We start from the raw sequence: 22,266 nt of genomic DNA, 5'->3' as shown, positions 1-22,266 counted from the left end.
CTCCGTGTCGGGCGTCTGCACCATCGCAGACATGACACTTACACGCAGGCGATCGGGTTTATTCCCCCGGGCCTGAATTTTTTTGAGCACAGCAAGGTCATGCGTGCCGCACCAAATGCCGGTTGATCGGACAAAGACAGCGGGATGTGGATGTCGCGCCGCAGCGTGGCGACATGCCGTTTGTCCAGATCCGATACAAAGGTCACATCGCGCATATAGATCGCGTAGATCGCGCGACCGTCGCGCGCGGTCAGCTTGAGATTGGCGATTTCGGCGGGAGTCGACAAGGAGTCACCCTTCGTCAGTGGGATCTGCGCACCGCCGTGGCACAGAAGACCGGCTGGTGCGGTCGAATAGGCGCGCTGCCCTGGCCGCGAGCTGCTGATGCCTGATGCCGTACGGCGTCGGATGTTCCGAGACGGGCGTATCGCGCAGGGCCTCGTCCGCGGCGCCCACCAGGTGGGTCAGGCTGACGCCCTCGGTCCGGGGCAGCTGAACCGCGACCTTGCGGGCAACGTATGTAAACTCGGCAACGGAGATCGCCCGCTGCCCGGGCGCCGGAGAGAAGGTCTGCGACGCGATTGGAACGCCGTTGATGCCGCGCCCGGATCGCCAAGCAACATTGCGACAGCAGGACCGGCGATACACCTGCCAAGGCCGGCGACTTTCACGCCGGTCACCGGAAGATCGGAGAATGGCTTGCGCATGGATCCTCCGGGAAGTTCTTTCACCCGGATGCCTACGGGACTTATTGACCCGCCAGCATCCAGCCCGCGGCCTTTTCCGCGATCATGATCGTGGGTGAATTGGTGTTGCCACTGGTGATCTCTGGCATGATCGAAGCATCGACCACGCGCAGCCCAATCACTCCCTTCATGCGCAAATGCGGATCGAGAACGGCGGTTTCATCATCCTCTCGGCCCATTTTGATCGTACCAACTGGGTGAAAGATCGTGCTGGCGATATCGCCTGCCAAACGGGCCAGTTCCTCGTCGGATTGATACTGAATGCCCGGCTTGAATTCTTCCGGCTCATAGGCTTCCATCGCCGGCTGAGCCATGATTTCGCGCACCTGCCGCAAGCTTAGAGCGGCAACCCTGCGATCTTCGTCTGTATCGAGATAATTGGGCTTAATCCGAGGCGGGTGACGGAAATCCGAAGACGCGATGCGGACATGCCCGCGGCTGGTCGGATTCAGGTTGCAAACACTGACGGTGATGGCGGGGAAATCATGCAGGTCTTCGCCAAACGCCTCAAGGCTCAACGGCTGAACGTGGTATTCGAGGTTGGCGTGCGGTCTTGCCGGATCAGACCGGGTGAAAGCCCCCAATTGGCTGGGCGACATGCTCATCGGGCCAGAGCGCTTCAGCACATATTCCAGTCCGATCTTGGCCTTGCCTATCAACGAATTGGCCAAGGTGTTCAGCGTCTTGGTGCCCTTGACCTTGTAGACCGCACGAATTTGCAGGTGATCCTGTAGGTTTTCACCCACATAGGGCGCATCCATGACGACATCAATTCCGTGCTTTTTCAGAAGCGCCGCCGGGCCGATCCCCGACAGTTGCAGGATTTGCGGCGAGTTCACGGCGCCAGCAGACAAAACCACCTCCTTTGTGGCCTCGACCGCAATGGGCTGTCCTTTGTGATGGACAACTGCGCCGGTACAATGCAACCGACCAGTCTCGCCTGTTTCGAAGGTCAACTTCTCGACCTGCGCCTGTGTCCAGATCGACAGGTTCGGGCGCGACTTGGCGGGGCGCAGAAACGCCTTGGAGGTATTCCAACGCCAGCCAGATCGCTGGTTGACGTCGAAGTAGCCAACCCCGGCATTGTCGCCGGTGTTGAAATCATCGGTCTTGGGGATGCCGTTTTCGACAGCGGCTTCGGCAAAACTGTCCAGAACATCCCAGCGCAGTCGCTGTTTTTCCACCCGCCATTCGCCGCCATGCCCGTGCAGATCGGAAAACCGGCTGTTGTCGCCGGTGCGTGGGTCGGCACCGTCATCCAACCGGTAGTGGTTCTCATGAGCCTTGAAGTCGGCCAGCGCGTTTTCCCAGTTCCATGCCTCTTCACCGGTGAGCTTGGCCCAGTTGTCATAGTCGCGGGCTTGGCCCCGCATATAGATCATCCCGTTGATCGAGGAGCACCCGCCGAGCGCCTTCCCGCGCGGGTAAAGCAGGCTTCGCCCGTTCAGCCCCTTGGCGGGTTCGGTTGTGTACATCCAGTCTGCGCGCGGGTTGCCGATGCAATAGAGATAGCCAACCGGAATGTGTATCCAAGGATAGGTGTCGGGCTTGCCCGCCTCAAGCAGCAAAACCCGGTTCCCGGGATCGGCGCTCAGCCTGTTGGCCAGCAGGCACCCGGCCGAGCCGCCGCCAATCACGATATAGTCGAACCTGTTTGCGCCGTCAGACATCCTTGTCTTCCACCTGTTCTGTCGTTGCTTCGCCATTTGCGCACCGGAAAGGAAACGGATTCCTGTTTACTGGTACGAGGCCCTTTTGATTCACCTCCGAGGGTGGGGCGGTTCACCCACCACCACACAACGCTGGTTCTACCGATCTCTGCGGGAGCGGCAGGCAAAAAGCTAATGACAATTTGCATAATGCCATATGAGTAAGTTCTACATAGACCGGTTTTCGAGCCTTATCACCATCCTGATCTTCGTGACGGTGGCCCGTGAAGGCAGTGTTTCACGCGCAGCCGAGGTGTTGAACCTGACACAGCCGGCCATCAGCCATCAATTCAAGGGTCTTGCCGAAGAAAAGGGGCTTACCTTGTTCAACCGAAACAGCAACCGGGTTGCAGATCACTCATGACGACACTGCGGTTTTGGCGAAGGCTCAACAAGTGCTCGATGCAGTCAGTGATTTCCAGCGCAGTCCCCACCAGCGCCTGCTCGCCTCCCTGCTCATACAATTCCTTGAACCGGTAGAAGCTGTCCCGGCTGTATCCCATTACCTTGCAGGCTTGCGAAACGCTGCCGAGCTGTTTGGCCAGTTCCAGCAGCCCCAGCTTCGGTTTGATGATGTTTTCCTGAATGCTTGTCATTGATCGACACTCCTTACTTGCGCTCCAAAAGAGCAGAAATGTCAGATCAAGTCGTGTGTTTTACAGATAAGGACGTCAGACACTTTGTGAAACGCACTTGGAAGCTTGTTGTTTGGTCCAGCGGCTGTGTTGCGCGAGGCCAAGCCGCCCCAAAGCGTGATTTCGCCAGCCGCGCATGAGCACAAGACAACTTTTTGCATTGTGGGATGGGCTTCAAACACTGGAGGTGACAATATCGGCCTGGCTGTTGCGAAGACCCTGCAAGGCGCAACCTTGCCGCCTTCGTTTCTTGTCGCGTTCCACGCCAAAAACGTTGGGAAAGACGTTCAGACAACCTACGATCTGAACCCGGGTGATGACAAGAAACTACACTGGATCAAGGACGGCGATACGCGTCGCTTCATCGGCTTTAACTCTCTTGGCGAGCACCCCGAAACGATGGTCGAGTTCTTCAACACGCATATTGGGGTGACGGCATCCCGGCTTTCTGTTCTTTGGTCATCCCAAAAATCTGGGCTTCCGCGAAACGGCTCTTTCGCATTCGTTTGCTTCTTCAAGAGTTCGTTTGCTCCTTTAAGAGGTTGAGCAAACTCTACATCAGATCGAGGGAAGTTTCGGGGGTAGGTCACGTCCGCTGCCATCATGCCGGACACCATGGCAATCTTCTTGATCCGGTGATCGGTCACGGAAGCCGACGCGATGATCGAACCGCCCTGACAAACGCCCAGACCGTAGATTTCATCTACGAACGGACGCGTGCCAAGGTAAGACACAGCGTCCGAAGTGTTTTCGATCAACCGCTTCCACGACAAATGGCGTGGGTACGGCTCTGATCGTCGTTGGCGGCGCCGCGCGTCTGCATCTGCCAAACGGCGGTCCACATACGGTTATGTCAGATCCGGACTTCTTGCCTGACAACATCGTTCCAACAGCCCGCGCATCGATGGCGCAATGGGGACTCTGCGCCTCTGAAACATCGGCAAACTGGACTTACGCCAACCCGCCAGCCCTCTTGCAGCCCGGTCCACGCCTGGGCACGTACAGAACCGGTACCAACACCCTGCTGGACGATGAACCGGGCAAATCGCAGTTATCGATGGAAGACTTTGCCGTTGCGCTGGGTCACGAGGCACAATCAGCCAATTTCCGGCGGGCTGCGTTCACGGTCGGTTACGAGCACTCGTTCATGAGCGCAGGGGAAAGGCAGACCGGCCAGCCGACCAGGAACCCGCGGGTGTATGTCAGACCAAGTAAACCGTTTCACCGGTTTCAATTGCCTGTTGCGCCGCTTGCCCCATCCTGACAGCCCAGAGGCCGTCCTTCAAACTCACATCCGGTTTTGTCTTTTCGCCACGAAGAACGGCCAGGAATCCTTTGTGCTGATAGTAGGTCGACCCATTGTGATCCCCTGCCGCCAAAAGGGTGGGGTCCACCGGAACGTCCATTGATACCGGACCTTTGGGACTGCGCGGGCTCAGGATCACCTGCGGCAGTGGCGGAGTTCCCAAATGATCGGGCCAGAATCGTCCGGGCCCGGGAACAAACGCCTCGATCTTGGCGTCCGGTCCGACGGCCGATATTTCTTCCTGATAGCGTGAGCCTTCGGCAAACATGCAAAGCTCCAACATCGCGCGCGCTCCCGAAGCAAAGTCGACCAGAACATAGCCGTGATCCAGAATATCCGGGGTTTGACCGTCGTAACGCTCGTCTAGATGGTTCACCGCCTGCCCACCGCTTGCCGTGATACGCACCGGATCGGATTGCAATATCAGACGCATCAGGTCGAAGAAGTGGCAGCATTTCTCGACAAAAGTGCCACCAGTATTTCGGTTGAACCGGTTCCAGTTGCCGACCTTGTCCAGGAATGGAAAACGATGCTCGCGGATCGACAGCATTTTCACCCCACCCGTCGCCTCGGCTTTCTCGATCAAAGCAGCAATAGGGGGCATGTACCGGTATTCCATCGCAACCCAAATCGGGCAGGGGTAGTCGCGCTGCAACTGCTCGAGTCGGGGCGCGTCTTGCGGGTCGGTGAACAATGGTTTTTCTACCAGAAGCGGCAGAGGACGCGTTTCAGCGATCTCGCAGATCTGGTCCACATGAAGATGGTTCGGGCTGACAATGACGACGCAGTCCAGTTCCTCTACCGCCAGAAGATCTTGGACGGAACCTACCATGGTTGCAGCTGGCGCAATTGCCTTGGCGGCTTTTGCCATCTCCTGATCGGGTTCATAGATCGCAGCCACACTGGTACCTTCCAGCAACCCGATGTTGTGCAGGTGCTCTTGCCCCATCATTCCGCATCCAATCAGCCCGTAATTGATGGTCCGGGTCATGTGCGATTCCTTTTACTTCAGACGTTGGACGTAGTTGGCCCGATCCGGGTCGAACCATGTTTTTGAGAATTCAACGGGTTCGGCGTTTTCCGACCAGCTGAACCGCTCGATATAACCGACTGCTTGGCCTGCTGGCTTGGTGAAGTCAGAAGGCGTCCAGTCCGGTAGGGGCCGGACCGAAACCCTGTCTTCGGCTCTTGCGATCCAAAAGCCCAACTGGCGCTGATAATAGCGATAGAGCGAGTCGGACAGCAGGCTCTGGTCGATCAGGCCCGCTGATTCGTCCAGCCAGATTTCTTCGACGGCGATGATTGTATCATTCAGGTAGCGCATCCGCCGGACGCGCGAACCAGCATCAGAAGCACCAAATTTGGGCAGGTCGGCCGGCTTATTCAGATGGTCAACCGACAGGATATCAGCACGTGGCAGGCCACCCCCTTCAGGCAGTTCCAGCCTGAACATTGCATAGACGCTGTTTTGTGTGCCGGTCTCGCGGATGTAGTTGCCCGAGCCTTGGATACGCTCCAACATTCCCTTTTTTTCTAGCTCAGAGAGCGATTTTCGCAGAGTTCCAACCGAGACATTCAGCTCTGCGGCCATTTCGCGCTCGGGTGGCAAGCGCTCACCTTCAATAAGGCGACCAGCCGCGATGTCACGGATCAGAAGTTCCGCGATCTGAATAAATACCGGCAGGGCATTAGGGTTTCGGTTGGATGCAGGCACGGCAGACGCTTCACTCGGTCGCAGGAAAAATTGATACACTATTGATCTACATCAAAGCGATTGCTACGCAAGAGGAAAGTCAAAGATGTACGGAGCGTGAATCAAATGAGCATCGTCCCCATCACATCCCCCGATCTGGATGCGGCCGAAGTTTCGTGGTTTGCCGCGCTGTGTTCAGATGATTACCAGTTCCTTGGCGTCCCTGATGGCGACCTGCGGTCGAGTTGGGAGCATTGCTCGAGCATTGTGAAAGAGGCCGAAGCGCAGGGATTCCGCAACATCCTCTGCCCGTCCTCCTATCAGGTCGGTCAAGACACGTTGAGCTTTGTCGCCGGCTGCGCCCCGATCACCGACCGGATCAACCTGCTGGCCGCCGTGCGCTGTGGTGAGATGCAACCGATCATGCTGGCCCGCACCATCGCAACGCTAGATCACATGCTGAAGGGGCGGTTGACGGTCAACATCATCTCATCCGACTTTCCCGGTGAGAAGGCCGACAGCGCGTTCCGTTATCAGCGCTCTCGCGAAGTGGTGGAGATTCTGAAACAGGCCTGGACGCAGGATGAGATCAATCATGCAGGCGAGGTCTATAACTTCTCGGGCCTGACTACTGACCCGGCCAAGCCATACCAGACCGGCGGCCCGCTGCTTTATTTCGGCGGCTATTCTCCTTCCGCTTTGAACCTGTGTGGCGAGCATTGTGACGTCTACCTGATGTGGCCTGAAACCAAGGACCAACTGGCCGAGCGGATGAAGGCTGTTCACGCCGTCGCTGAAAACTACGACCGCACGCTGGATTACGGGTTGCGTGTCCATATGATCGTTCGCGATACCGAGGCTGAGGCACAGGAATACGCGGATTACATCGTCTCGAAGCTGGACGACGAATACGGTCGTGCCATCCGCGAACGGGCGCTGGATTCGACCTCGCTGGGCGTGGCGCACCAGGCCAGGAACCGCGATCTGGCGGATGAGTACGGCTATGTCGAACCCGGTCTCTGGACCGGTGTTGGCCGGGCGCGGTCTGGCTGCGGTGCCGCTCTGGTCGGATCAACCGATCAGGTTATGTCGAAGATCGAGGAATACCAGAAGATGGGCATCCGCGCTTTCATCTTCTCGGGCTACCCGCATCTGGACGAAGCCCGCCATTTCGGTGCCCGCGTGTTGCCAAACCTGAAAACCTGCTCCCTTCCCGAAGCTTACGGAAGGGTTCCAGATACGACCCCGGCCACACCGCTGGGCAAAGGAGAACGCCGCTGATGCAACGTGTGAAACTATCTGACTCGCTGGAAATGAGCCGCCTTGTCTATGGCATGTGGCGGTTGGGCGATGACAGTGACACGTCCGCGGGCCATGTCGAGGCCAAGATTCAGGCCTGTCTGGATCAGGGTATCACCACCTTCGATCAGGCCGACATCTATGGCGGCTATCAGGCCGAGGCCGTGCTGGGCGCGGCCCTGCGCGCCAATCCAAGCCTGCGTCAGAAGATGGAGATCGTCACCAAGTGCGACATCGTCGCGCCGGTTGGCCGTTACGCGGATGCGAAGGTAAAATACTACGACACCTCGCGCGCCCACATACTGAAATCGGTCGAAACGTCGCTGTCGGAAATGGCGATTGACCACATCGATCTGCTGTTGATCCACCGTCCAGATCCGATGATGGACCACCATGAAACCGGAGCCGCCCTGGATGAGGTTGTCGCCAGCGGCAAGATTGGCGCGGTGGGCGTGTCCAACTTCCGCCCGTGGGATTGGTCGTTGCTGCAATCGGCGATGAAAGCGCAGTTGGTCACCAACCAGATCGAAATTTCTCTGGGTGAGATCAGCCCCTTCACCAACGGGGACCTGGCGTTTCACCAACTGCATGGCCATCCGGTGATGGCATGGTCGCCGCTGGGTGGAGGCCTGTTGATGGCCGGAAACCCACCGGTTGGGGTCGTCGCCGACGAAATCGCAGCCGGGTTCGGCGTGGATCGCGCCGCCGTCGCAGTGGCGTTTCTGCTGGCCCATCCGGCCAACATCCTGCCGGTTCTGGGCACCAACAATCTGGACCGGATCAAACGCGCCTCGGACGCATTGAAAGTCAAACTGGATCGCGAAAGCTGGTTCCGCCTGTACGAGGCGGCACTGGGGCATGAGGTACCATGATGAACGCAATCTCAAAGGACATGACCCGCACCTTCATTCCGCATAAGGACGACACACGCACCCTGCGCGACGCCTTCGGCCGCTTTGCAACCGGCGTCACGATCGTGACTTGCGACAGCGCGGACGGGCCGGTCTGCATCACCGCCAATAGCTTTTCGTCCCTATCGCTCGACCCACCGCTGATCATGTGGGCCGGAGACCGCAACTCGCGCCGCTTCCCCTATTTCCACAAGGCGCGCCATTTCAGCGTCCACGTGCTGTCCGCGGAACAGGCCGAGCTGTGTTTCGGCTGCTCGAAAGACGCCTTTGCACTGCGGGACATCCGCCACGAGCGCTGTGAGAACGGGACACCGGTGTTGGCGGACTGCCTGGCGCGATTCGAATGCGAACAGCACGCGTATCACGATGCAGGCGATCACGTTATTGTAGTTGGAAAGGTTCTCAGGGCCAGCATGTCGGATGGAGACGCGCTGACCTTTTATGCCGGGAAACTCGGCCAATTCGCGAAAACCTAAGCGCGATTTGATGACCGTGGGGGACACCCGCGGCTGAACAAGGGAGGATCCGCATGGGCGGACTGGCATCGGTGCTTGCGCCGATTGCATTCGTGAACGAAACCGTGCTGCGTCTGGGCCGCGCGGTTGGTGTTGTTGCGATTGCGCTCATGGTGATCGCAATCCTGATCCAGGTGTTTTTCCGATACGTTCTGGGCAATGCGCTGCCGTGGCCGGATGAGGCCGCGCGGTTCTGCATGTTGTGGATGACCGGTCTTATGGCGCCCACCGCCTTTCGGCGCGGCGGCTTTGTGGCCATAGACATGCTGGAACGCTTCCTTCCCCGTATCATCGGTCAAACGCTGAATCTGTTCCTGCTTTTGATCGCGCTCGCCGTCCTGCTGGTCGCCGTCAACATCGGCTGGTCCGAGGTTACCGGCTTTGGCGGCAGATTCGCCACCGCCGCGCTGTATCTGCCCACCACTTTCGGGTTCGACGAATGGTATCGCATTCCGCGCAGTTGGATGATGGCATCGCTGCTGGTGGGGATCATCCTGCTGATCTCGGTGAATATCGAGCTGATCCTGAGATCCTTCATTATTCTGCTGGGCGGCGGCCACCTGTTGCCCGAAATTCCCGATGCGGCAGTGGGGGCCGAATAAATGCTGATCTGGTTCCTGCCCACCTTCCTGATTTTCCTGCTGATCGGCCTGCCGGTCTTTTTCGCTTTGCTCGCGGCGCCCGGAATCCTGCTGTGGCTGAACGGCCAGACAAACGACATCACGCTGCTCTATCGCAATGTCTATAACGGCATGGACAGCTTCCCTCTGATGGCGATCCCCTTCTTCATGCTGGCCGGAGAGCTCATGAACCGAGGCGGCATCACCATCCGCCTTGTCGAGTTTTCCCAAGCTCTGATGGGCCATCTGCGCGGTGGTCTGGCGCATGTGAACGTCCTCAGTTCGATTCTGTTCGCAGGCCTGTCCGGGTCCGCCGTGGCGGACACCTCGGCGCTAGGGTCGATGCTGATCCCGGCGATGGAGAAACAGGGCTATACCCGCAAATTCGCCGCCGCGATCACGGCGGCAAGCTCCGTGATCGGGCCGATCATTCCGCCCTCGGGCATCATGATCATCTATGCCTATGTGATGGGCGAAAGCGTGGCCGCATTGTTCCTTGCGGGTATCGTTCCGGGCGTGATGGTCGGTGTCGGTCTGATGCTGATGATCAAACTGATGGCCGACCGCTACGACTTCCCCGTCGCCAGCCGCAAATACACATGGTCCGAGAGGCGTCAGGCCAGTTTGAAGGCCTTCTTCCCACTTTTGACACCGGTCATCATTCTGGGCGGTATTCTGGGTGGTATCTTTACACCGACCGAGGCTGCGGCAGTCGCTGTGGGCTATGCCTTCATCATCGGTTTCTTCGTCCTGCGCACACTGACATGGAAAGAAGTTCCCGAGGTGCTCAGCAACGCAGGCATGACCTCGGCCGTTGTTCTTCTGCTGGTCGGCGCGGCAATGGCGTTCAAAACGGTTGTCAGCCTCAGCCATGCGCCGGAACAACTGGCCTCGCTGATCCTCAGCCTGTCGGAAAACCCGCTGATCCTTCTGTTCCTGATCAACCTGCTACTGTTCATCGTCGGCATGTTCCTGGACGCAGGCCCCGCGATCATCATCCTTGGACCAATCCTTGGCCCGATCTTTACCAGCCTCGGTGTCGACCCGATCCATTTCGCCATCATCATGAGCGTCAACCTGACCGTCGGCCTCGCCACCCCGCCAATGGGCTTGGTGCTATTCGTGGCTGCCGCCGTATCGCGCGAACGGGTTGAAACCATCGCCAAGGCAATCCTGCCGTTCCTGGCGGTCGAAATCATCGTGATTTTCCTGATCACCTACATACCCGCACTATCCATGACGATCCCGAGGATAACGGGATTTGCCAACTAACTGAGTTTCACAGGGAGGAAACGCATGCTCAGAGAATTCATCAAAACCGCAGCGGTGGCCACATCGCTGGTGGCGGCGTCCGCCATGGCTGCGACAGCCGCCGATTATACGCTGCGCGCAACCGCAAATTCGAACGAAAACGATGAGGATTATGATGGGCTGATCGTCTTCAAGAACTATGTCGAATCTGCCTCGAACGGCGCGATCGAGGTCGAGCTTTTCATCGGCACACAGCTCTGCTCGAACGGGGCCGAATGTTTGCAGGGCGTGGCAGACGGCACCATCGACATCTACATCTCGACCTCGGGCGGTGCCTCAGGCATCTTTCCCTACGTGCAGGTTCTGGACCTGCCCTATCTGATGGCCGATGACCGCATTGCCGAGCATGTCCTGTCGGGCGACTTCACCCGTACCATGCGTGACATGGCGCTTGAGGACTCGGGCGGCGCGATCCGTCTGATGACCATCGGCAACACCGGCGGCTGGCGCAACTTTGCCAACACCCAGCGCCGCATTGCCGAGCCTGCGGATATGGAAGGTTTGAAAATCCGTACCGTGGTCGCCGATCTGCCGCAGGAACTGGTCAAGGCGTTGGGCGCTTCGCCTACCCCGATCCCGTGGCCGGAACTGTTCACCAGCTTCCAGACCGGTGTCGTTGAAGGATCCAAGAACGGCATCACCGACATCATGGGCATGAAATTCCCGGATGCGGGCTTGCAATATGTAACGCTGGACGGCCATGCCTATATGGGCGCACTGTGGTGGATGAACAACGCCAAGTTCCAAGAGATGCCCGAGGATATGCGCCGCGTCGTGGTCGACGGGTTCTATGCGTTGCAACAGGCCACTTTTGCATCCCCCAAGCGCAAGTCGATCCAAGCCTATGAGGATTTCGTCGCCGGCGGCGGAGACCTCTATGTGCTGACACCCGACCAGAAGGCTGCGTTCAAAGAGGCCGCAACGCCAGTGTATGATTGGTTCCAGTCCAACGTTGCGCGTGGCGATGAAATCTTTGCTGCACTGACCGAAGCGGTCGCGGCGGCTGAAGCGGACGTCAACGCCGCTCGCGATGCAGATCTGAAGTGAACGGTTGGGCCGGGCTTTGCGGCCTGGCCCTCACCGAAACGGGTACATCCACCCTTTGTAGTCGTTGACCAGAACATGCGCCTTTTCGATCTGCTCCGGCGACATTTTCTTGACCACTTCCTCAAGGCTGATCGCCGCGTCGGGGTCGCCGCCAATGGCGCTGAGCGTGTACCACATATAGGCTCGCACCAGATCGGGCGCGGGCATGCCCAGACCCAATTCATAATACCAGCCAACGCCCGACTGCGCCCCCGGATGCCCCTTCATCGAGGCGCGCAGATACCATTCAAAGGCCCGTTCGTAATCCTGCTCGACCCCGAGACCCAGCCCGTACATCACGCCGATCAACTCCTCGGCCTCGGCGTTGCCCGAGCGCGCGGCTGGAAGAAGTTCCTTGCGTGCGGCTGCAAACTGTCCGGCTTCCATCATATCGCGCGCTTGCTCCAGTTCAGCCAGAGCCGGAGAAGCAAATACGCAAAGGGCAAAAACAAGCTGGCGCATGGGATCGTTGCTTTCTTCTGGGTCGGGGCCGCTGCGGCACAGGATTTGCCGCGCCCGCTGACCGATGATGACTTTATCCCCTTTGATATGGAACAGGCCGCCATCGGTCATCAACTGTTTTACGACCCGATCCTTTCAGGCAACCGCAACATCGCCTGCGCCCATTGTCACCACCCGGATTTCGGCACCTCGGACGGGTTGTCACTTGGCATAGGAGAAGGCGGGCAGGGGTTGGGACCGGACCGCACACCCGGCACCGGGGCCGACAGAATACGCAAACGCATCCCCCGCAACTCACCGGGCCTATGGAACCTTGGGGCCAAGGACATACATACCGTCTTTCATGACGGCAGGCTGAGCATTTCCGACGTCTACGGAAACGGCTTCAATTCCCCTGCGCAGGAGTGGCTGCCCGAGGGCCTGAATTCTCTGCTTGCGGCACAGGCTCTTTTTCCCCTGACCTCCCAATTCGAGATGGCGGGCAATGTGGCCGAAAATGAGGTCACGGGCGCGGTGCATGATCGTATCGACAAGGGCTGGCCCATTCTGGCGAAACGCGTCCGCACCGATCCGCGCTATGGTCCGGCCATCGTCGCCGCCTTTGATGAGGTCGAGACGACCGAGGACATCACGATCACGCAAGTCGCCAACGCTCTGGCCGCTTTCATGGCGATCGAGTGGCGCAGCACCGACAGCCCGTTTGACCACTATCTTGCGGGCGACTCGAATGCCCTTTCAACAGTACAAATCGAGGGGATGAAGCTTTTCTACGGCAAAGCCCGCTGCTCGACCTGCCACACTGGGCCGCTCATGTCAGATCAGAAGTTCCATGCGTTGGGTTTGCCGCCCTTTGGGCCGGGTCGCACACGACAATGGGACCCCTTCGTCCGGGATGTGGGCCGCATGGGTGAAAGCAACCGCCTTGAGGATGCTTACAGGTTCCGTACCCCGATGCTGCGCAACGTTGCCCTGACCGCGCCTTACGGGCACAATGGCGCGTTCCCCGATCTTGAAAGCGTCATTCGCCATCATTTGGACCCGCAGGCAAGCCTGGACAAATGGACCCCACAAATGGCTGCCTTACCCCAGGTGCCGTGGTTGCAAGAAACGGATTTCCTGGTTTGGCAGGACCACTATGAAATGGAACGTCAACGCAAGAAAATCGATATTGATCCGATCCAGCTTGCGGAACTGGAAATACAAAATCTGATTGCGTTTCTGCATTCGTTGACAGGTCGCAGCGTAGACTCTCCGATATTCGGTGTGCCGAAAGGGTTTACCCCTTAGGCTCTGGACCCATTAACTTGATTGCCACCATCCCGGCTGCGTGACTCAAACCCCTGAGTTTCAGGGGGCGATGATGAGCAGTCTATTCTGGCTGACGGACGAACAGATGGAGCGTCTTCGGCCTTGCTTTACGAAGAGCCATGGCAAGCCGCAGGTTGATGAGCGGCGTGTGTTGAGCGGCATTATTTTCATTAACCGTAATGGGTTGCGGTGGTCTGATGCACCTCGAGAGTATGGGCCGCCGAAGACACTCTACAACCGGTGGAAGCGGTGGAGCGAAATGGGTGTGTTCGCTCGGATTATGGCCGGGCTGGCTGCGGGGGGGACCGATCACAAACCATCATGATTGACGCAACCTATCTCAAAGCGCACCGCACGGCCTCCAGCCTGCGGTTGAAAAGGGGGGCGCGGCAGGCTGATCGGGCGAACCAAGGGCGGCATGAACACGAAGTTGCATGCCGTTACCGATAGTCTCGGACGCCCGATACGCTTCTTCCTATCCGCTGGGCAGGTTAGCGATTACACGGGTGCCAGGGCCCTGGTGAACAGCCTTCCATCAGCTGAGTGGTTACTGGGTGATCGCGGCTACGACGCGGATTGGTTCCGCGAAGCCCTGACAGACAAGGGAATAAAGCCCTGCATTTCAGGTCGAAAATCGCGCGACAAACCTGTCCGCTACGACAAGCGCTGCTACAAACGCGGCAACAGGATAGAGATCATATTCGGACACCTGAAGGACTGGCGCCGTGTCGCCACTCGCTATGATAGATGCCCCAAGGTCTTCCTCTCGGCCATCGCACTCGCAGCTACCGTCTTGTTCTGGTTGTAAATCAATGAGTCTAGAGCCTAATGCTCAGGTTCAACGAACCTCGGATCACTGTCTTGAAAACAACAAAGGCGCCCATGGGCGCCTTGATTTATTGGTCGGAGTGAGAGGATTCGAACCTCCGACCCCTGCCTCCCGAAGACAGTGCTCTACCAGGCTGAGCTACACTCCGACCGTGGCGGGTGATCTATACGCGGTGCGTCTGATGCGCAAGAGGATTCTGTATTGCGATCACCCGAATCTTTCGATCTCAACAACCGAAAAAACATGGCAGCGGAGCAATGGGCTCGGAACCCGGTGATCTGAGCGGGTCGCCGGGTTCACGGTTCGAAAAACGCACGTTTTCAAGATTGCGTTCTTCTGGTTGACCGGCGCGCAAGTGTTCCGCCAACCTGTTTGCCCCTGCCGGGCAGGTCGTGATTGCACCGGTCCAAGACGTCGACTGGTTCGCAGGCACTTTGAAAGACAAGGGAATCGCAAGCCTTTGCGGCGGAAACCCAGTGGTTGTCTTGTCCGCTCTCGCCCGCGCAGCCATCGTCATGAATTGGCTGCGAAGCCTCCCAGGCAATCACGGCAAGGGATCCGTTTTGTACAGACGAATTTTGGTTCCACCATGGTCGACGACCGGCCCCGGCGCCAGCAAAGGCAGACGTGTGGCCCGGGCAAGCCCCGGAGCGCTGGTGATCACGCCGACCCGCCATCCCCTGAACCGGTTCATCAGGGTTTTGCCCATGGCACCATAGACCGACCGCAAGCGTCTTTCGTCACCAATTCGCGCCCCGTAGGGCGGGTTCACAATGACCAGCCCCGCAGGACCTTCGGGGGGTCTTATGTCACTAACGGAACGCTGTTGAAACCGTGTCACATCACTGACCTGGGCCCTTTCGGTATTGGCAGTCGCCGCGTCAACCGCGCCGGAGTTGCGATCCGAGCCGTAGAAGGTAAGCGCGCATTCCGCCGTCTTCGATTCCCGTCGCATTTCCTGCCACTGATCAGGGTCAAAGCCCACCAGGTCTTCGAATGCAAAACTGCGGGAGCGGCCAGGGCGCAGGCCCAGAGCGATCTCGGCGGCCTCGATCACGAAGGTACCCGATCCGCACATCGGGTCCAGTACGGGTTCGTCGCCCGAGTAGCCACACTCTCTCAGAAACATGGCGGCCATTGTTTCGCGCATTGGAGCCTTGGCAATGGCTTCCTTGTGGCCGCGCTTGTGCAACAACTCGCCAGAACTGTCGACCGAGATCGTGCAGATGTCTTTCTCGATTCGAAGCAAGACCCGAAGGTTCGCGTCGGATGAAATCGAGGCGCCCAATGTCTCGGATATTGCCCGCTCGATCCTCTGACGCGCTGCCCCGGCGTGATAAATTCTGGATTTGCGGCTGATGGCTTCCACCTTGACCGGCACGTCAGGACGCAAAACGGTGCCCCAAGGGAATTTCCGAGCACGTTTGTCCAATTGGGCAAGGTGCACGGCGGGGAAACTGCCCAGTCGCACCAGAACCTTGTTGGCGCCGCGCAGTGTCAGATTGGCGCGCCAGACCTCGGGCCATGAACCCCAGCATGTCACGCCGCCCGGTACAGTTCTGACCTGCGCGAATCCGTTGAGTTCCGCCTCGTCACCGAGAGGCGCTTCGAGGCCCGGCGTGGCAACCAGAAAGATTTCCAAATCTGTGTCTTTTTCCATTCCGGTTGCTTACACTGGAACCTTGGTGGGCGCGATATGCAATTATGCGCCATGGATTCAGAAGAAATGACCGATCAATCGCAGGATTGTGTGGTTCGCCCTCAAGTTTTGGCGGTAACAGGTTTGCGTTTGTGACCTTCCCCGAGTAAAGGGTCCTTGATCGGAAATACGCCTGCGGAATTTGGACCGTTTTCGACGCTTTTGCGACGGAGGTTCGAAAAAACCGCGCTATTGCATGACCCCGAAAGGGCGTTGGCAGAGCTGGCGCAGAAAAGAGGCTTGGAAGAACGTAGCAACATGCAAACTTTCAAACTGAAAAAAGGCCTGGATCTGCCGGTGGAAGGCGCTCCTGACCAGACCATTCACCCGGGCCCGGAATACTCGACCGTAGGCGTCCTGGGCGGTGACTACATCGGCCTGAAACCCAAGATGCTGGTGCAGGAAGGCGACAGTGTTGTGCGTGGCACGCCGCTGTTCTGCCACAAGGACGCGCCTGACGCGATGATGGTCGCCCCGGTCAGTGGCAGAGTCGTCGCGATCAACCGTGGTGCCCGTCGGGTGCTGCAAAGCGTCGTGATCGAAGTGACCGACGCCAATGACGCCGGGCTGGATTTCTCGGGCATAGGGGATGCTGACAGCGCTGAAGGCGTGACAGCCAAGCTGTGCGCCGCCGGCCTGTGGACGTCGTTCCGCACGCGTCCCTATTCGAAAATGCCGGAGCCCGGCATCAAACCGGATGCGATCTTTGTCACCGCCATGGACAGTGACCCGCTGGCCCCTGACGCTGCCACGATCATTGCCGAGGCGCCCGAAGAATTTAACGCCGGTTTGGCGGCAGTCAGCACACTGACCGAGGGCAAAACCTATCTTTGCCAAAAAGAGGGTGACACGATACCCGGCGCAGATGTCGCCGGTGTCGAAACCGCATCTTTCGCAGGTCCACACCCATCGGGCCTGGCCGGAACGCATATTCACTTTCTCGAACCCCTTGCAGGCGACAAGCAGGTCTGGACCATCGGGTATCAGGATGTCATCGCCATTGGCCGCCTGATGCAGACCGGTCATCTGGATCCGAATGTCGTGATTGCCCTGACGGGGCCGTGTGCGCGTCAACCGCGTTTGATCCGTACCGTGATGGGCGCATCAACTGACGATCTGACCCGCGACGAAGTCAATGTAGACGGCACGCCCCGCATCATTTCGGGTTCGATCCTGTCGGGCCGGCACGCTGAGGGCCCGACCGCCTATCTGGGCCGGTTCGCGCGCCAGATCAGCATCATCCGTGAAGATCCCGATCAAATCCCGTTGGGCTGGATTCGTCCGATGCCGTCGAAATATGCGGTGCAGCCTGTATTGGGTTCGGCATTCGCCAAGAAGCTGTATGCGTTCACATCCAACCTGAACGGCGGTCGTCGTGCCATGGTGCCCACAGGTGTTTTCGAAGACCTGATGCCGCAGGACTATCTGCCCACTCAGTTGCTGCGGGCGCTGCTGGTAATGGATACGGACACTGCCCAGGCCCTGGGTGCGCTGGAGCTGGACGAAGAGGATCTGGGCCTTGTGGGCTTTGCCTGTCCGGCGAAATATGAATACGGGCTGGCGCTGCGCGACTGCCTGACCAAAATTGAAAAGGAGGGCTGAGCCGAATGGGTTTGCGCAGCTTCTTTGACAGGATCGAGCCGAACTTTACCAAGGGCGGCAAGTACGAGAAGTTCTTTCCCATCTACGAGATGGTGGAAAGCTTTATCTACACTCCGAAAACCGTGACCACGGTGGCGCCGCACGCGCGGTCTTACGTGGATATGAAACGGATCATGACCTATGTCGTGATCGCGACGATCCCCTGTATCTTATGGGGGATGTGGAACACTGGTTATCAGGCAAACTCGGCGATTGCTTTGCTGGGTCCGGAATCGGCCACCGGCTGGCGGATTGCCTTGTTGCAGATGTTCGGAATTTCGCTGGACCCGTCCAGCATCTTTGCCAACGTCATGCATGGTCTGATGTATTTCCTTCCGATCTACATCGTCACGCTGGTCGCGGGCGGTATCTTCGAGGTCATCTTTGCCACCGTGCGCGGCCACGAGGTGAACGAAGGCTTCCTTGTGACATCAATGCTGTACACGCTGATCATGCCTGCAACCACTCCCCTGTGGCAGGTGGCTTTGGGCATCATCTTCGGTGTTGTGATCGGTAAGGAAGTGTTCGGGGGCACCGGCAAGAACTTTCTCAACCCCGCGCTTGTGGGGCGGGCGTTTTTGTATTTCGCCTATCCGGCGCAGATGTCGGGTGATGCAGTCTGGACACCCGTTGACGGGTTCTCGGGCGCGACTGCATTGGGCGTGTCTGCGGCCGAAGGCGTGCAGGCGCTGGCCGCCGAAGGCATAACCTGGTCGAGCGCGTTTTTCGGCACCATTCAAGGCAGCTTTGGCGAGACATCGACACTGGCCTGCATGATCGGTCTGGCCTTCCTTCTGATGACCAAGATCGCCAACTACCGCCTGATTGTGGGCTGTCTGGCCGGTACCATCGGCTTTACTTTGTTGCTGAACCTGATCGGATCGGACACCAATCCGATGTTCGCGATGCCATGGTACTGGCATATCGTGTTGGGTGGCTATGCTTTCGGCCTGGCCTTTATGGTGACTGAACCGGTTTCGGCCAGCCACACCAATGTGGGTCGCTATATCTACGGCGCGCTGATCGGTGTCATGGTCGTGATGATCCGCGTGATCAACCCGGCTTTCCCCGAAGGCATGATGCTGGCAATCCTGTTCGGCAACGTCTTTGCACCGCTGATCGACTATTTCGTCGTGCAAGCCAACATCAAACGGAGGGCGCGTCGCCATGTCTGATACGCAATCCCCAGATCAAAACGAGGCACCCAAGGGCGTACTGGCCAAATTCCTGGCGGCCTCGCCGGATTCTGTTGGCAAGACGATCTTCATCGCCGTTGCCGTCTGTCTGGTCGCCTCGATGGTTGTGTCCGCGGCCGCAGTCAGCCTGCGCCCGGTGCAAGAGGCCAACCGCCTGAAGGACAAACAGGTAAACGTTCTGCAAGTTGCGGGCGTGTTCGAGCCGGGCATCGACGTAACAGAGGCTTTTGCCGCCTTCGAACCACATGTGCTGGAGCTGTCCACAGGCACCTTCGTCGATGATCAGTTTGATCCGACCACGTTTGACGACATCGCCGCCGCCAGCGATCCCGAGCTGAGCGTCGCGCTGGACAACGACCCCGCCGGTATCGGACGCAAATCCAAGTACCGCGTTATCTATCTGCTGCGCGATGATGCGGGTGATCTGGACAAGGTGATCCTGCCTCTGCACGGATACGGTCTGTGGTCGACGCTCTATGGCTTTATCGCGCTTGAGAACAACGGCAACGATATCTACGGCCTGCAATTCTATCAGCATGGTGAAACTCCGGGTCTTGGGGCCGAAGTGGACAACCCACGTTGGAAAGCCTTGTGGAACGGGAAAAAGCTGCGCGACGAAGCAGGTGAACTGCAAATCACCGTTGCCAAATCGCAGCCCGCAGCCGGGCCAGATTTCTATGTCGATGCGCTGGCTGGGGCCACGCTGACGTCGGTCGGCGTCGATAACCTTGTGAAATTCTGGATGGGCGATGCGGGCTATGGTCCCTTCCTGGCCAAACTGCAAGCAGGAGAGATTTGATGTCGCAGACCAAAAAAGAGATGCTGGTCGACCCGCTTGTCGACAACAATCCGATCACATTGCAGGTGCTGGGCATCTGTTCAGCACTTGCGGTGACATCATCGTTGCAAGTGTCGATGGTGATGGCGCTGGCGGTGATCTTCGTGACCTCGTTTTCGTCCTTCTTCATTTCGTGCCTGCGCAACCAGATCCCGGGCTCGATCCGGATCATCGTGCAGATGGTGATCATCGCGTCGCTGGTGATCCTGGTGGATCAGATCCTGAAAGCCTATGCCTTTGAGATATCGAAAACCCTGTCGGTTTTCGTCGGCCTGATCATCACCAATTGTATCGTGATGGGTCGCGCCGAGGCATTTGCGATGAAGAACCCTCCGGTTGCGTCCTTCATTGACGGCATGGGCAACGGCATGGGCTATGGCCTGATCCTGCTGCTGGTCGGCTTCATTCGCGAGCTGTTCGGGGCAGGGTCGCTGTTCGGCATCACGATTCTGGAAACCGTCAACAACGGCGGCTGGTACGTGCCCAACGGCATGCTGCTGTTGCCGCCTTCGGCGTTCTTCATCATCGGTCTGATCATCTGGGCCTTCCGCACCTGGAAGCCGAACCAGGTGGAAGAGCGTGAATACAAAATTCAGCAGGTAGAGGCCCACTGATGGAAGGTCTGATCTCACTGGCCGTAAAGGCCATCTTTGTCGAAAACCTTGCGCTCAGCTTTTTTCTTGGCATGTGCACTTTCATCGCCGTATCCAAGAAGATTTCAACCGCGCTGGGTCTGGGGATTTCGGTCATGGTCGTGCAGGCCATCACCGTACCTGCCAACAACCTGCTGCTGAACTATCTGCTGAAACCGGGTGCGCTGGCCTGGGCCGGGTTCCCGGATGTTGACCTGACCTTCCTTGGCCTGATCTCCTATATCGGCGTGATCGCGGCAATGGTGCAGATCCTCGAGATGGTTTTGGACAAGTATTTCCCACCGCTTTACAACGCGCTGGGGATCTTTCTGCCACTGATCACGGTGAACTGCGCCATCCTTGGCGGGTCGCTGTTCATGGTGGAGCGCGACTATAACTTTGCCGAGGCGGCGACTTATGGCTTGTCTTCCGGTTTTGGCTGGGCGCTGGCAATCACGGCAATGGCCGGAGTGCGGGAAAAGCTGAAATATTCGGACATCCCCGATGGTCTGCAAGGTCTGGGCATTACTTTCATTACCGCAGGTCTGATGGCTATGGCCTTCATGTCCTTCTCGGGCGTGAAACTGTAAGGGGGCGTTGATGGAAACCTTTACCTTAGGCGTAGCTCTTTTCACCTTAATCGTTCTGGCATTGGTGGCCATTATCATGGCCGCCCGATCCAAGCTGGTATCGACTGGCAACGTCAACATCACGATCAACGGCGAAAAGACCATTTCCGTTCCGGCAGGTGGCAAGCTGCTTCAGACACTGGCTGCCGAGAAGCTGTTTGTTCCTTCGGCCTGCGGTGGCGGCGGCACCTGTGCGCAATGTCGGGTGCGGGTGCATTCGGGGGGCGGGTCGATCCTGCCAACCGAAGAAAGCCATATCACGAAACGCGAAGCGTCGTGTGGTGATCGCCTGTCTTGCCAGGTGGCCGTCAAGCAGGACATGGAAATTGAAGTTCCGGAAGAAGTCTTCGGCGTCAAGAAATGGGAATGTACCGTTCGGTCGAACGAGAACGTAGCGACCTTCATCAAGGCGTTGATTCTGGACCTGCCCGAGGGCGAGGACGTGAACTTCCGCGCCGGTGGCTACATCCAGATCGAAGCCCCTGCACACAAGTTGAAATACACGGATTTCGACATTGAAGAGGAATATCGCGAGGATTGGGATCGCTTCAATCTGTGGCAATATGAATCGGTCGTGACCGAACCCATCGAACGCGCCTATTCGATGGCCAACTACCCGGACGAAAAGGGCATGATCATGCTGAACGTCCGCGTGGCCTCGCCGCCGCCGGGGTCCGAAGGCATTCCGCCGGGCCAGATGTCGTCGTACATCTTCAACCTGAAGCCGGGTGACAAGGTCACCATTTCAGGCCCATTCGGCGAATTCTTTGCCCGTGATACGGACAAAGAGATGGTCTTCATTGGCGGCGGCGCCGGTATGGCACCAATGCGCAGCCATATCTTCGATCAGCTCAAGCGTCTTCAGAACCGCAACCGCAAGATCAGCTTCTGGTACGGTGCGCGGTCGAAGAAAGAGATGTTCTTTGTCGAAGACTTCGACAGTCTGGCTGAAGAATTCGACAATTTCGAATGGCACGTGGCCTTGTCGGACGCGCAACCCGAGGACAATTGGAAAGGCTATACCGGCTTCATCCACAACGTTCTGTACGAAGAGTACCTCAAGAACCTTCCCGCGCCTGAGGATTGCGAATACTACATGTGTGGTCCGCCAATCATGAACCAGTCGGTCATCAACATGCTGCTGGATCTGGGCGTGGACCGCGAAGACATCATGCTCGACGATTTCGGCGGGTAGGTAACA

General features: G+C 58.1%; 22 protein-coding genes, 1 tRNA gene and 2 pseudogenes. 17 read left to right on the top strand and 8 right to left on the bottom strand.

Annotated features, from left to right (window positions below):
* Positions 1-38: 38 nt before the first annotated feature.
* Together NOR97_RS19055 and NOR97_RS19050 are read right to left on the bottom strand one after the other, a co-directional pair.
* Positions 39-287, bottom strand: a complete 249-nt coding sequence (locus NOR97_RS19055; protein ID WP_257601060.1) for a hypothetical protein — start codon at positions 285-287, stop codon at positions 39-41.
* 461 nt (positions 288-748) lie between these two features.
* Positions 749-2,416 (bottom strand): GMC family oxidoreductase, encoded by a 1,668-nt coding sequence (locus NOR97_RS19050; protein WP_170345260.1) that lies wholly within the window; start codon positions 2,414-2,416, stop codon positions 749-751.
* Positions 2,417-2,612: 196 nt separating this feature from the next.
* Here NOR97_RS19050 and NOR97_RS19045 point away from each other — a divergent pair, with 196 nt between their 5' ends.
* Complete coding sequence (locus NOR97_RS19045; RefSeq protein WP_257601059.1) at positions 2,613-2,819, top strand: LysR family transcriptional regulator; 207 nt, start codon at positions 2,613-2,615, stop codon at positions 2,817-2,819.
* A 70-nt stretch (positions 2,820-2,889) separates the two neighbouring features.
* Here NOR97_RS19045 and NOR97_RS19040 read toward each other — a convergent pair.
* Positions 2,890-3,051: pseudogene (locus tag NOR97_RS19040) on the bottom strand (helix-turn-helix domain-containing protein); the annotation flags it as partial.
* Positions 3,052-3,159: 108 nt separating this feature from the next.
* On the opposite strand from NOR97_RS19040, the gene NOR97_RS19035 reads away from it, so the two are divergent.
* Together NOR97_RS19035 and NOR97_RS19030 are read left to right on the top strand one after the other, a co-directional pair.
* Positions 3,160-3,636, top strand: coding sequence for a hypothetical protein (locus tag NOR97_RS19035; protein WP_257601058.1), 477 nt, complete (start codon positions 3,160-3,162; stop codon positions 3,634-3,636).
* Positions 3,637-3,868: 232 nt separating this feature from the next.
* Positions 3,869-4,354, top strand: a complete 486-nt coding sequence (locus NOR97_RS19030; protein ID WP_257601057.1) for a hypothetical protein — start codon at positions 3,869-3,871, stop codon at positions 4,352-4,354.
* On the opposite strand, the gene NOR97_RS19025 is transcribed toward NOR97_RS19030, so the two are convergent.
* Entirely contained in the window at positions 4,293-5,387 is a 1,095-nt protein-coding gene (locus NOR97_RS19025; RefSeq protein ID WP_257601056.1) for a Gfo/Idh/MocA family protein, read from the bottom strand. The genes NOR97_RS19030 and NOR97_RS19025 overlap by 62 nt on opposite strands.
* A 12-nt stretch (positions 5,388-5,399) precedes the next feature.
* Positions 5,400-6,110, bottom strand: coding sequence for a GntR family transcriptional regulator (locus NOR97_RS19020; RefSeq protein WP_170345263.1), 711 nt, complete (start codon positions 6,108-6,110; stop codon positions 5,400-5,402).
* 105 nt (positions 6,111-6,215) lie between these two features.
* Here NOR97_RS19020 and NOR97_RS19015 point away from each other — a divergent pair, with 105 nt between their 5' ends.
* The 6 genes from NOR97_RS19015 to dctP are packed head-to-tail and all read left to right on the top strand — an operon-like array spanning position 6,216 to position 11,792.
* Positions 6,216-7,370 carry an LLM class flavin-dependent oxidoreductase gene (locus NOR97_RS19015; protein WP_170345264.1) on the top strand — a complete coding sequence of 385 codons (1,155 nt, stop codon included), beginning with the start codon at positions 6,216-6,218 and terminating at the stop codon, positions 7,368-7,370.
* A complete protein-coding gene (locus NOR97_RS19010) occupies positions 7,370-8,260 on the top strand; it encodes an aldo/keto reductase family oxidoreductase (RefSeq protein ID WP_257601055.1) in 891 nt (296 codons plus the stop codon). The genes NOR97_RS19015 and NOR97_RS19010 overlap by 1 nt, the downstream gene beginning before the upstream one ends.
* Positions 8,257-8,775, top strand: coding sequence for a flavin reductase family protein (locus tag NOR97_RS19005; protein WP_170345266.1), 519 nt, complete (start codon positions 8,257-8,259; stop codon positions 8,773-8,775). Before NOR97_RS19010 ends, NOR97_RS19005 begins: the two co-directional genes overlap by 4 nt.
* Before the next feature lie 53 nt (positions 8,776-8,828).
* Positions 8,829-9,416, top strand: coding sequence for a TRAP transporter small permease (locus NOR97_RS19000; protein WP_257601054.1), 588 nt, complete (start codon positions 8,829-8,831; stop codon positions 9,414-9,416).
* Positions 9,417-10,706 carry a TRAP transporter large permease gene (locus NOR97_RS18995; protein ID WP_170345268.1) on the top strand — a complete coding sequence of 430 codons (1,290 nt, stop codon included), beginning with the start codon at positions 9,417-9,419 and terminating at the stop codon, positions 10,704-10,706. It abuts the gene before it with no gap.
* Between the two features lie 24 nt (positions 10,707-10,730).
* On the top strand, positions 10,731-11,792 hold the full coding sequence (gene dctP, locus NOR97_RS18990; protein WP_257601053.1) for a TRAP transporter substrate-binding protein DctP: 1,062 nt from the start codon (positions 10,731-10,733) through the stop codon (positions 11,790-11,792).
* 30 nt (positions 11,793-11,822) lie between these two features.
* Here dctP and NOR97_RS18985 read toward each other — a convergent pair whose 3' ends face one another.
* A complete protein-coding gene (locus NOR97_RS18985; protein WP_170345269.1) occupies positions 11,823-12,293 on the bottom strand; it encodes a tetratricopeptide repeat protein in 471 nt (156 codons plus the stop codon).
* Between the two features lie 45 nt (positions 12,294-12,338).
* On the opposite strand from NOR97_RS18985, the gene NOR97_RS18980 reads away from it, so the two are divergent.
* The gene (locus NOR97_RS18980) at positions 12,339-13,580 is read left to right on the top strand and encodes a cytochrome-c peroxidase (RefSeq protein WP_257601051.1); all 1,242 of its coding nucleotides are present in this window, start codon (positions 12,339-12,341) and stop codon (positions 13,578-13,580) included.
* Between the two features lie 73 nt (positions 13,581-13,653).
* Positions 13,654-14,409 (top strand): annotated as a pseudogene (locus NOR97_RS18975) (IS5 family transposase).
* 92 nt (positions 14,410-14,501) lie between these two features.
* Here the strand turns inward: NOR97_RS18975 and NOR97_RS18970 are convergent.
* Positions 14,502-14,578 (bottom strand) — tRNA-Pro (locus NOR97_RS18970).
* 396 nt (positions 14,579-14,974) lie between these two features.
* On the bottom strand, positions 14,975-16,090 hold the full coding sequence (locus NOR97_RS18965; protein ID WP_257601050.1) for a class I SAM-dependent RNA methyltransferase: 1,116 nt from the start codon (positions 16,088-16,090) through the stop codon (positions 14,975-14,977).
* A 297-nt stretch (positions 16,091-16,387) separates the two neighbouring features.
* Here NOR97_RS18965 and NOR97_RS18960 point away from each other — a divergent pair, with 297 nt between their 5' ends.
* Genes NOR97_RS18960 through nqrF form a run of 6 tightly spaced genes read left to right on the top strand, consistent with a single transcriptional unit; the run spans position 16,388 to position 22,260 of the window.
* Entirely contained in the window at positions 16,388-17,731 is a 1,344-nt protein-coding gene (locus NOR97_RS18960; protein WP_257601048.1) for a Na(+)-translocating NADH-quinone reductase subunit A, read from the top strand.
* A gap of 5 nt (positions 17,732-17,736) precedes the next feature.
* Entirely contained in the window at positions 17,737-18,945 is a 1,209-nt protein-coding gene (locus NOR97_RS18955) for an NADH:ubiquinone reductase (Na(+)-transporting) subunit B (protein ID WP_257601047.1), read from the top strand.
* A complete protein-coding gene (locus NOR97_RS18950; RefSeq protein WP_170345274.1) occupies positions 18,938-19,765 on the top strand; it encodes a Na(+)-translocating NADH-quinone reductase subunit C in 828 nt (275 codons plus the stop codon). Before NOR97_RS18955 ends, NOR97_RS18950 begins: the two co-directional genes overlap by 8 nt.
* On the top strand, positions 19,765-20,418 hold the full coding sequence (locus NOR97_RS18945; RefSeq protein WP_117873115.1) for an NADH:ubiquinone reductase (Na(+)-transporting) subunit D: 654 nt from the start codon (positions 19,765-19,767) through the stop codon (positions 20,416-20,418). The genes NOR97_RS18950 and NOR97_RS18945 overlap by 1 nt, the downstream gene beginning before the upstream one ends.
* A complete protein-coding gene (gene nqrE / locus NOR97_RS18940; RefSeq protein ID WP_050603817.1) occupies positions 20,418-21,026 on the top strand; it encodes an NADH:ubiquinone reductase (Na(+)-transporting) subunit E in 609 nt (202 codons plus the stop codon). Before NOR97_RS18945 ends, nqrE begins: the two co-directional genes overlap by 1 nt.
* 10 nt (positions 21,027-21,036) lie before the next feature.
* Positions 21,037-22,260: an NADH:ubiquinone reductase (Na(+)-transporting) subunit F gene (nqrF, locus tag NOR97_RS18935; RefSeq protein WP_257601046.1), complete on the top strand. Its 1,224-nt coding sequence runs from the start codon at positions 21,037-21,039 to the stop codon at positions 22,258-22,260.
* Positions 22,261-22,266: the final 6 nt, after the last annotated feature.

The sequence above is a fragment of the Ruegeria sp. YS9 genome (genome assembly GCF_024628725.1).
GTDB lineage: Bacteria > Pseudomonadota > Alphaproteobacteria > Rhodobacterales > Rhodobacteraceae > Ruegeria > Ruegeria atlantica_C.
The sequence above is the reverse complement of the archived record's forward strand: the minus strand, read 5'-3'. Positions and strand labels throughout refer to the sequence as shown.

Excerpts from the sequence above, each read along its gene's own strand:
- NOR97_RS19000 (WP_257601054.1), top strand. The coding sequence starts at position 8,829 with ATGGGCGGACTGGCATCGGTGCTTGCGCCGATTGCATTCGTGAACGAA.
- NOR97_RS18985 (WP_170345269.1), bottom strand. The coding sequence starts at position 12,293 with ATGCGCCAGCTTGTTTTTGCCCTTTGCGTATTTGCTTCTCCGGCTCTG.
- NOR97_RS19005 (WP_170345266.1), top strand. The coding sequence starts at position 8,257 with ATGATGAACGCAATCTCAAAGGACATGACCCGCACCTTCATTCCGCAT.
- NOR97_RS19050 (WP_170345260.1), bottom strand. The coding sequence starts at position 2,416 with ATGTCTGACGGCGCAAACAGGTTCGACTATATCGTGATTGGCGGCGGC.
- NOR97_RS19045 (WP_257601059.1), top strand. The coding sequence starts at position 2,613 with ATGAGTAAGTTCTACATAGACCGGTTTTCGAGCCTTATCACCATCCTG.
- NOR97_RS18955 (WP_257601047.1), top strand. The coding sequence starts at position 17,737 with ATGGGTTTGCGCAGCTTCTTTGACAGGATCGAGCCGAACTTTACCAAG.
- NOR97_RS18950 (WP_170345274.1), top strand. The coding sequence starts at position 18,938 with ATGTCTGATACGCAATCCCCAGATCAAAACGAGGCACCCAAGGGCGTA.
- nqrF (WP_257601046.1), top strand. The coding sequence starts at position 21,037 with ATGGAAACCTTTACCTTAGGCGTAGCTCTTTTCACCTTAATCGTTCTG.
- NOR97_RS18965 (WP_257601050.1), bottom strand. The coding sequence starts at position 16,090 with ATGGAAAAAGACACAGATTTGGAAATCTTTCTGGTTGCCACGCCGGGC.
- nqrE (WP_050603817.1), top strand. The coding sequence starts at position 20,418 with ATGGAAGGTCTGATCTCACTGGCCGTAAAGGCCATCTTTGTCGAAAAC.
- NOR97_RS19015 (WP_170345264.1), top strand. The coding sequence starts at position 6,216 with ATGAGCATCGTCCCCATCACATCCCCCGATCTGGATGCGGCCGAAGTT.
- NOR97_RS19025 (WP_257601056.1), bottom strand. The coding sequence starts at position 5,387 with ATGACCCGGACCATCAATTACGGGCTGATTGGATGCGGAATGATGGGG.
- NOR97_RS18945 (WP_117873115.1), top strand. The coding sequence starts at position 19,765 with ATGTCGCAGACCAAAAAAGAGATGCTGGTCGACCCGCTTGTCGACAAC.
- NOR97_RS19010 (WP_257601055.1), top strand. The coding sequence starts at position 7,370 with ATGCAACGTGTGAAACTATCTGACTCGCTGGAAATGAGCCGCCTTGTC.
- NOR97_RS18995 (WP_170345268.1), top strand. The coding sequence starts at position 9,417 with ATGCTGATCTGGTTCCTGCCCACCTTCCTGATTTTCCTGCTGATCGGC.
- NOR97_RS18960 (WP_257601048.1), top strand. The coding sequence starts at position 16,388 with ATGCAAACTTTCAAACTGAAAAAAGGCCTGGATCTGCCGGTGGAAGGC.
- dctP (WP_257601053.1), top strand. The coding sequence starts at position 10,731 with ATGCTCAGAGAATTCATCAAAACCGCAGCGGTGGCCACATCGCTGGTG.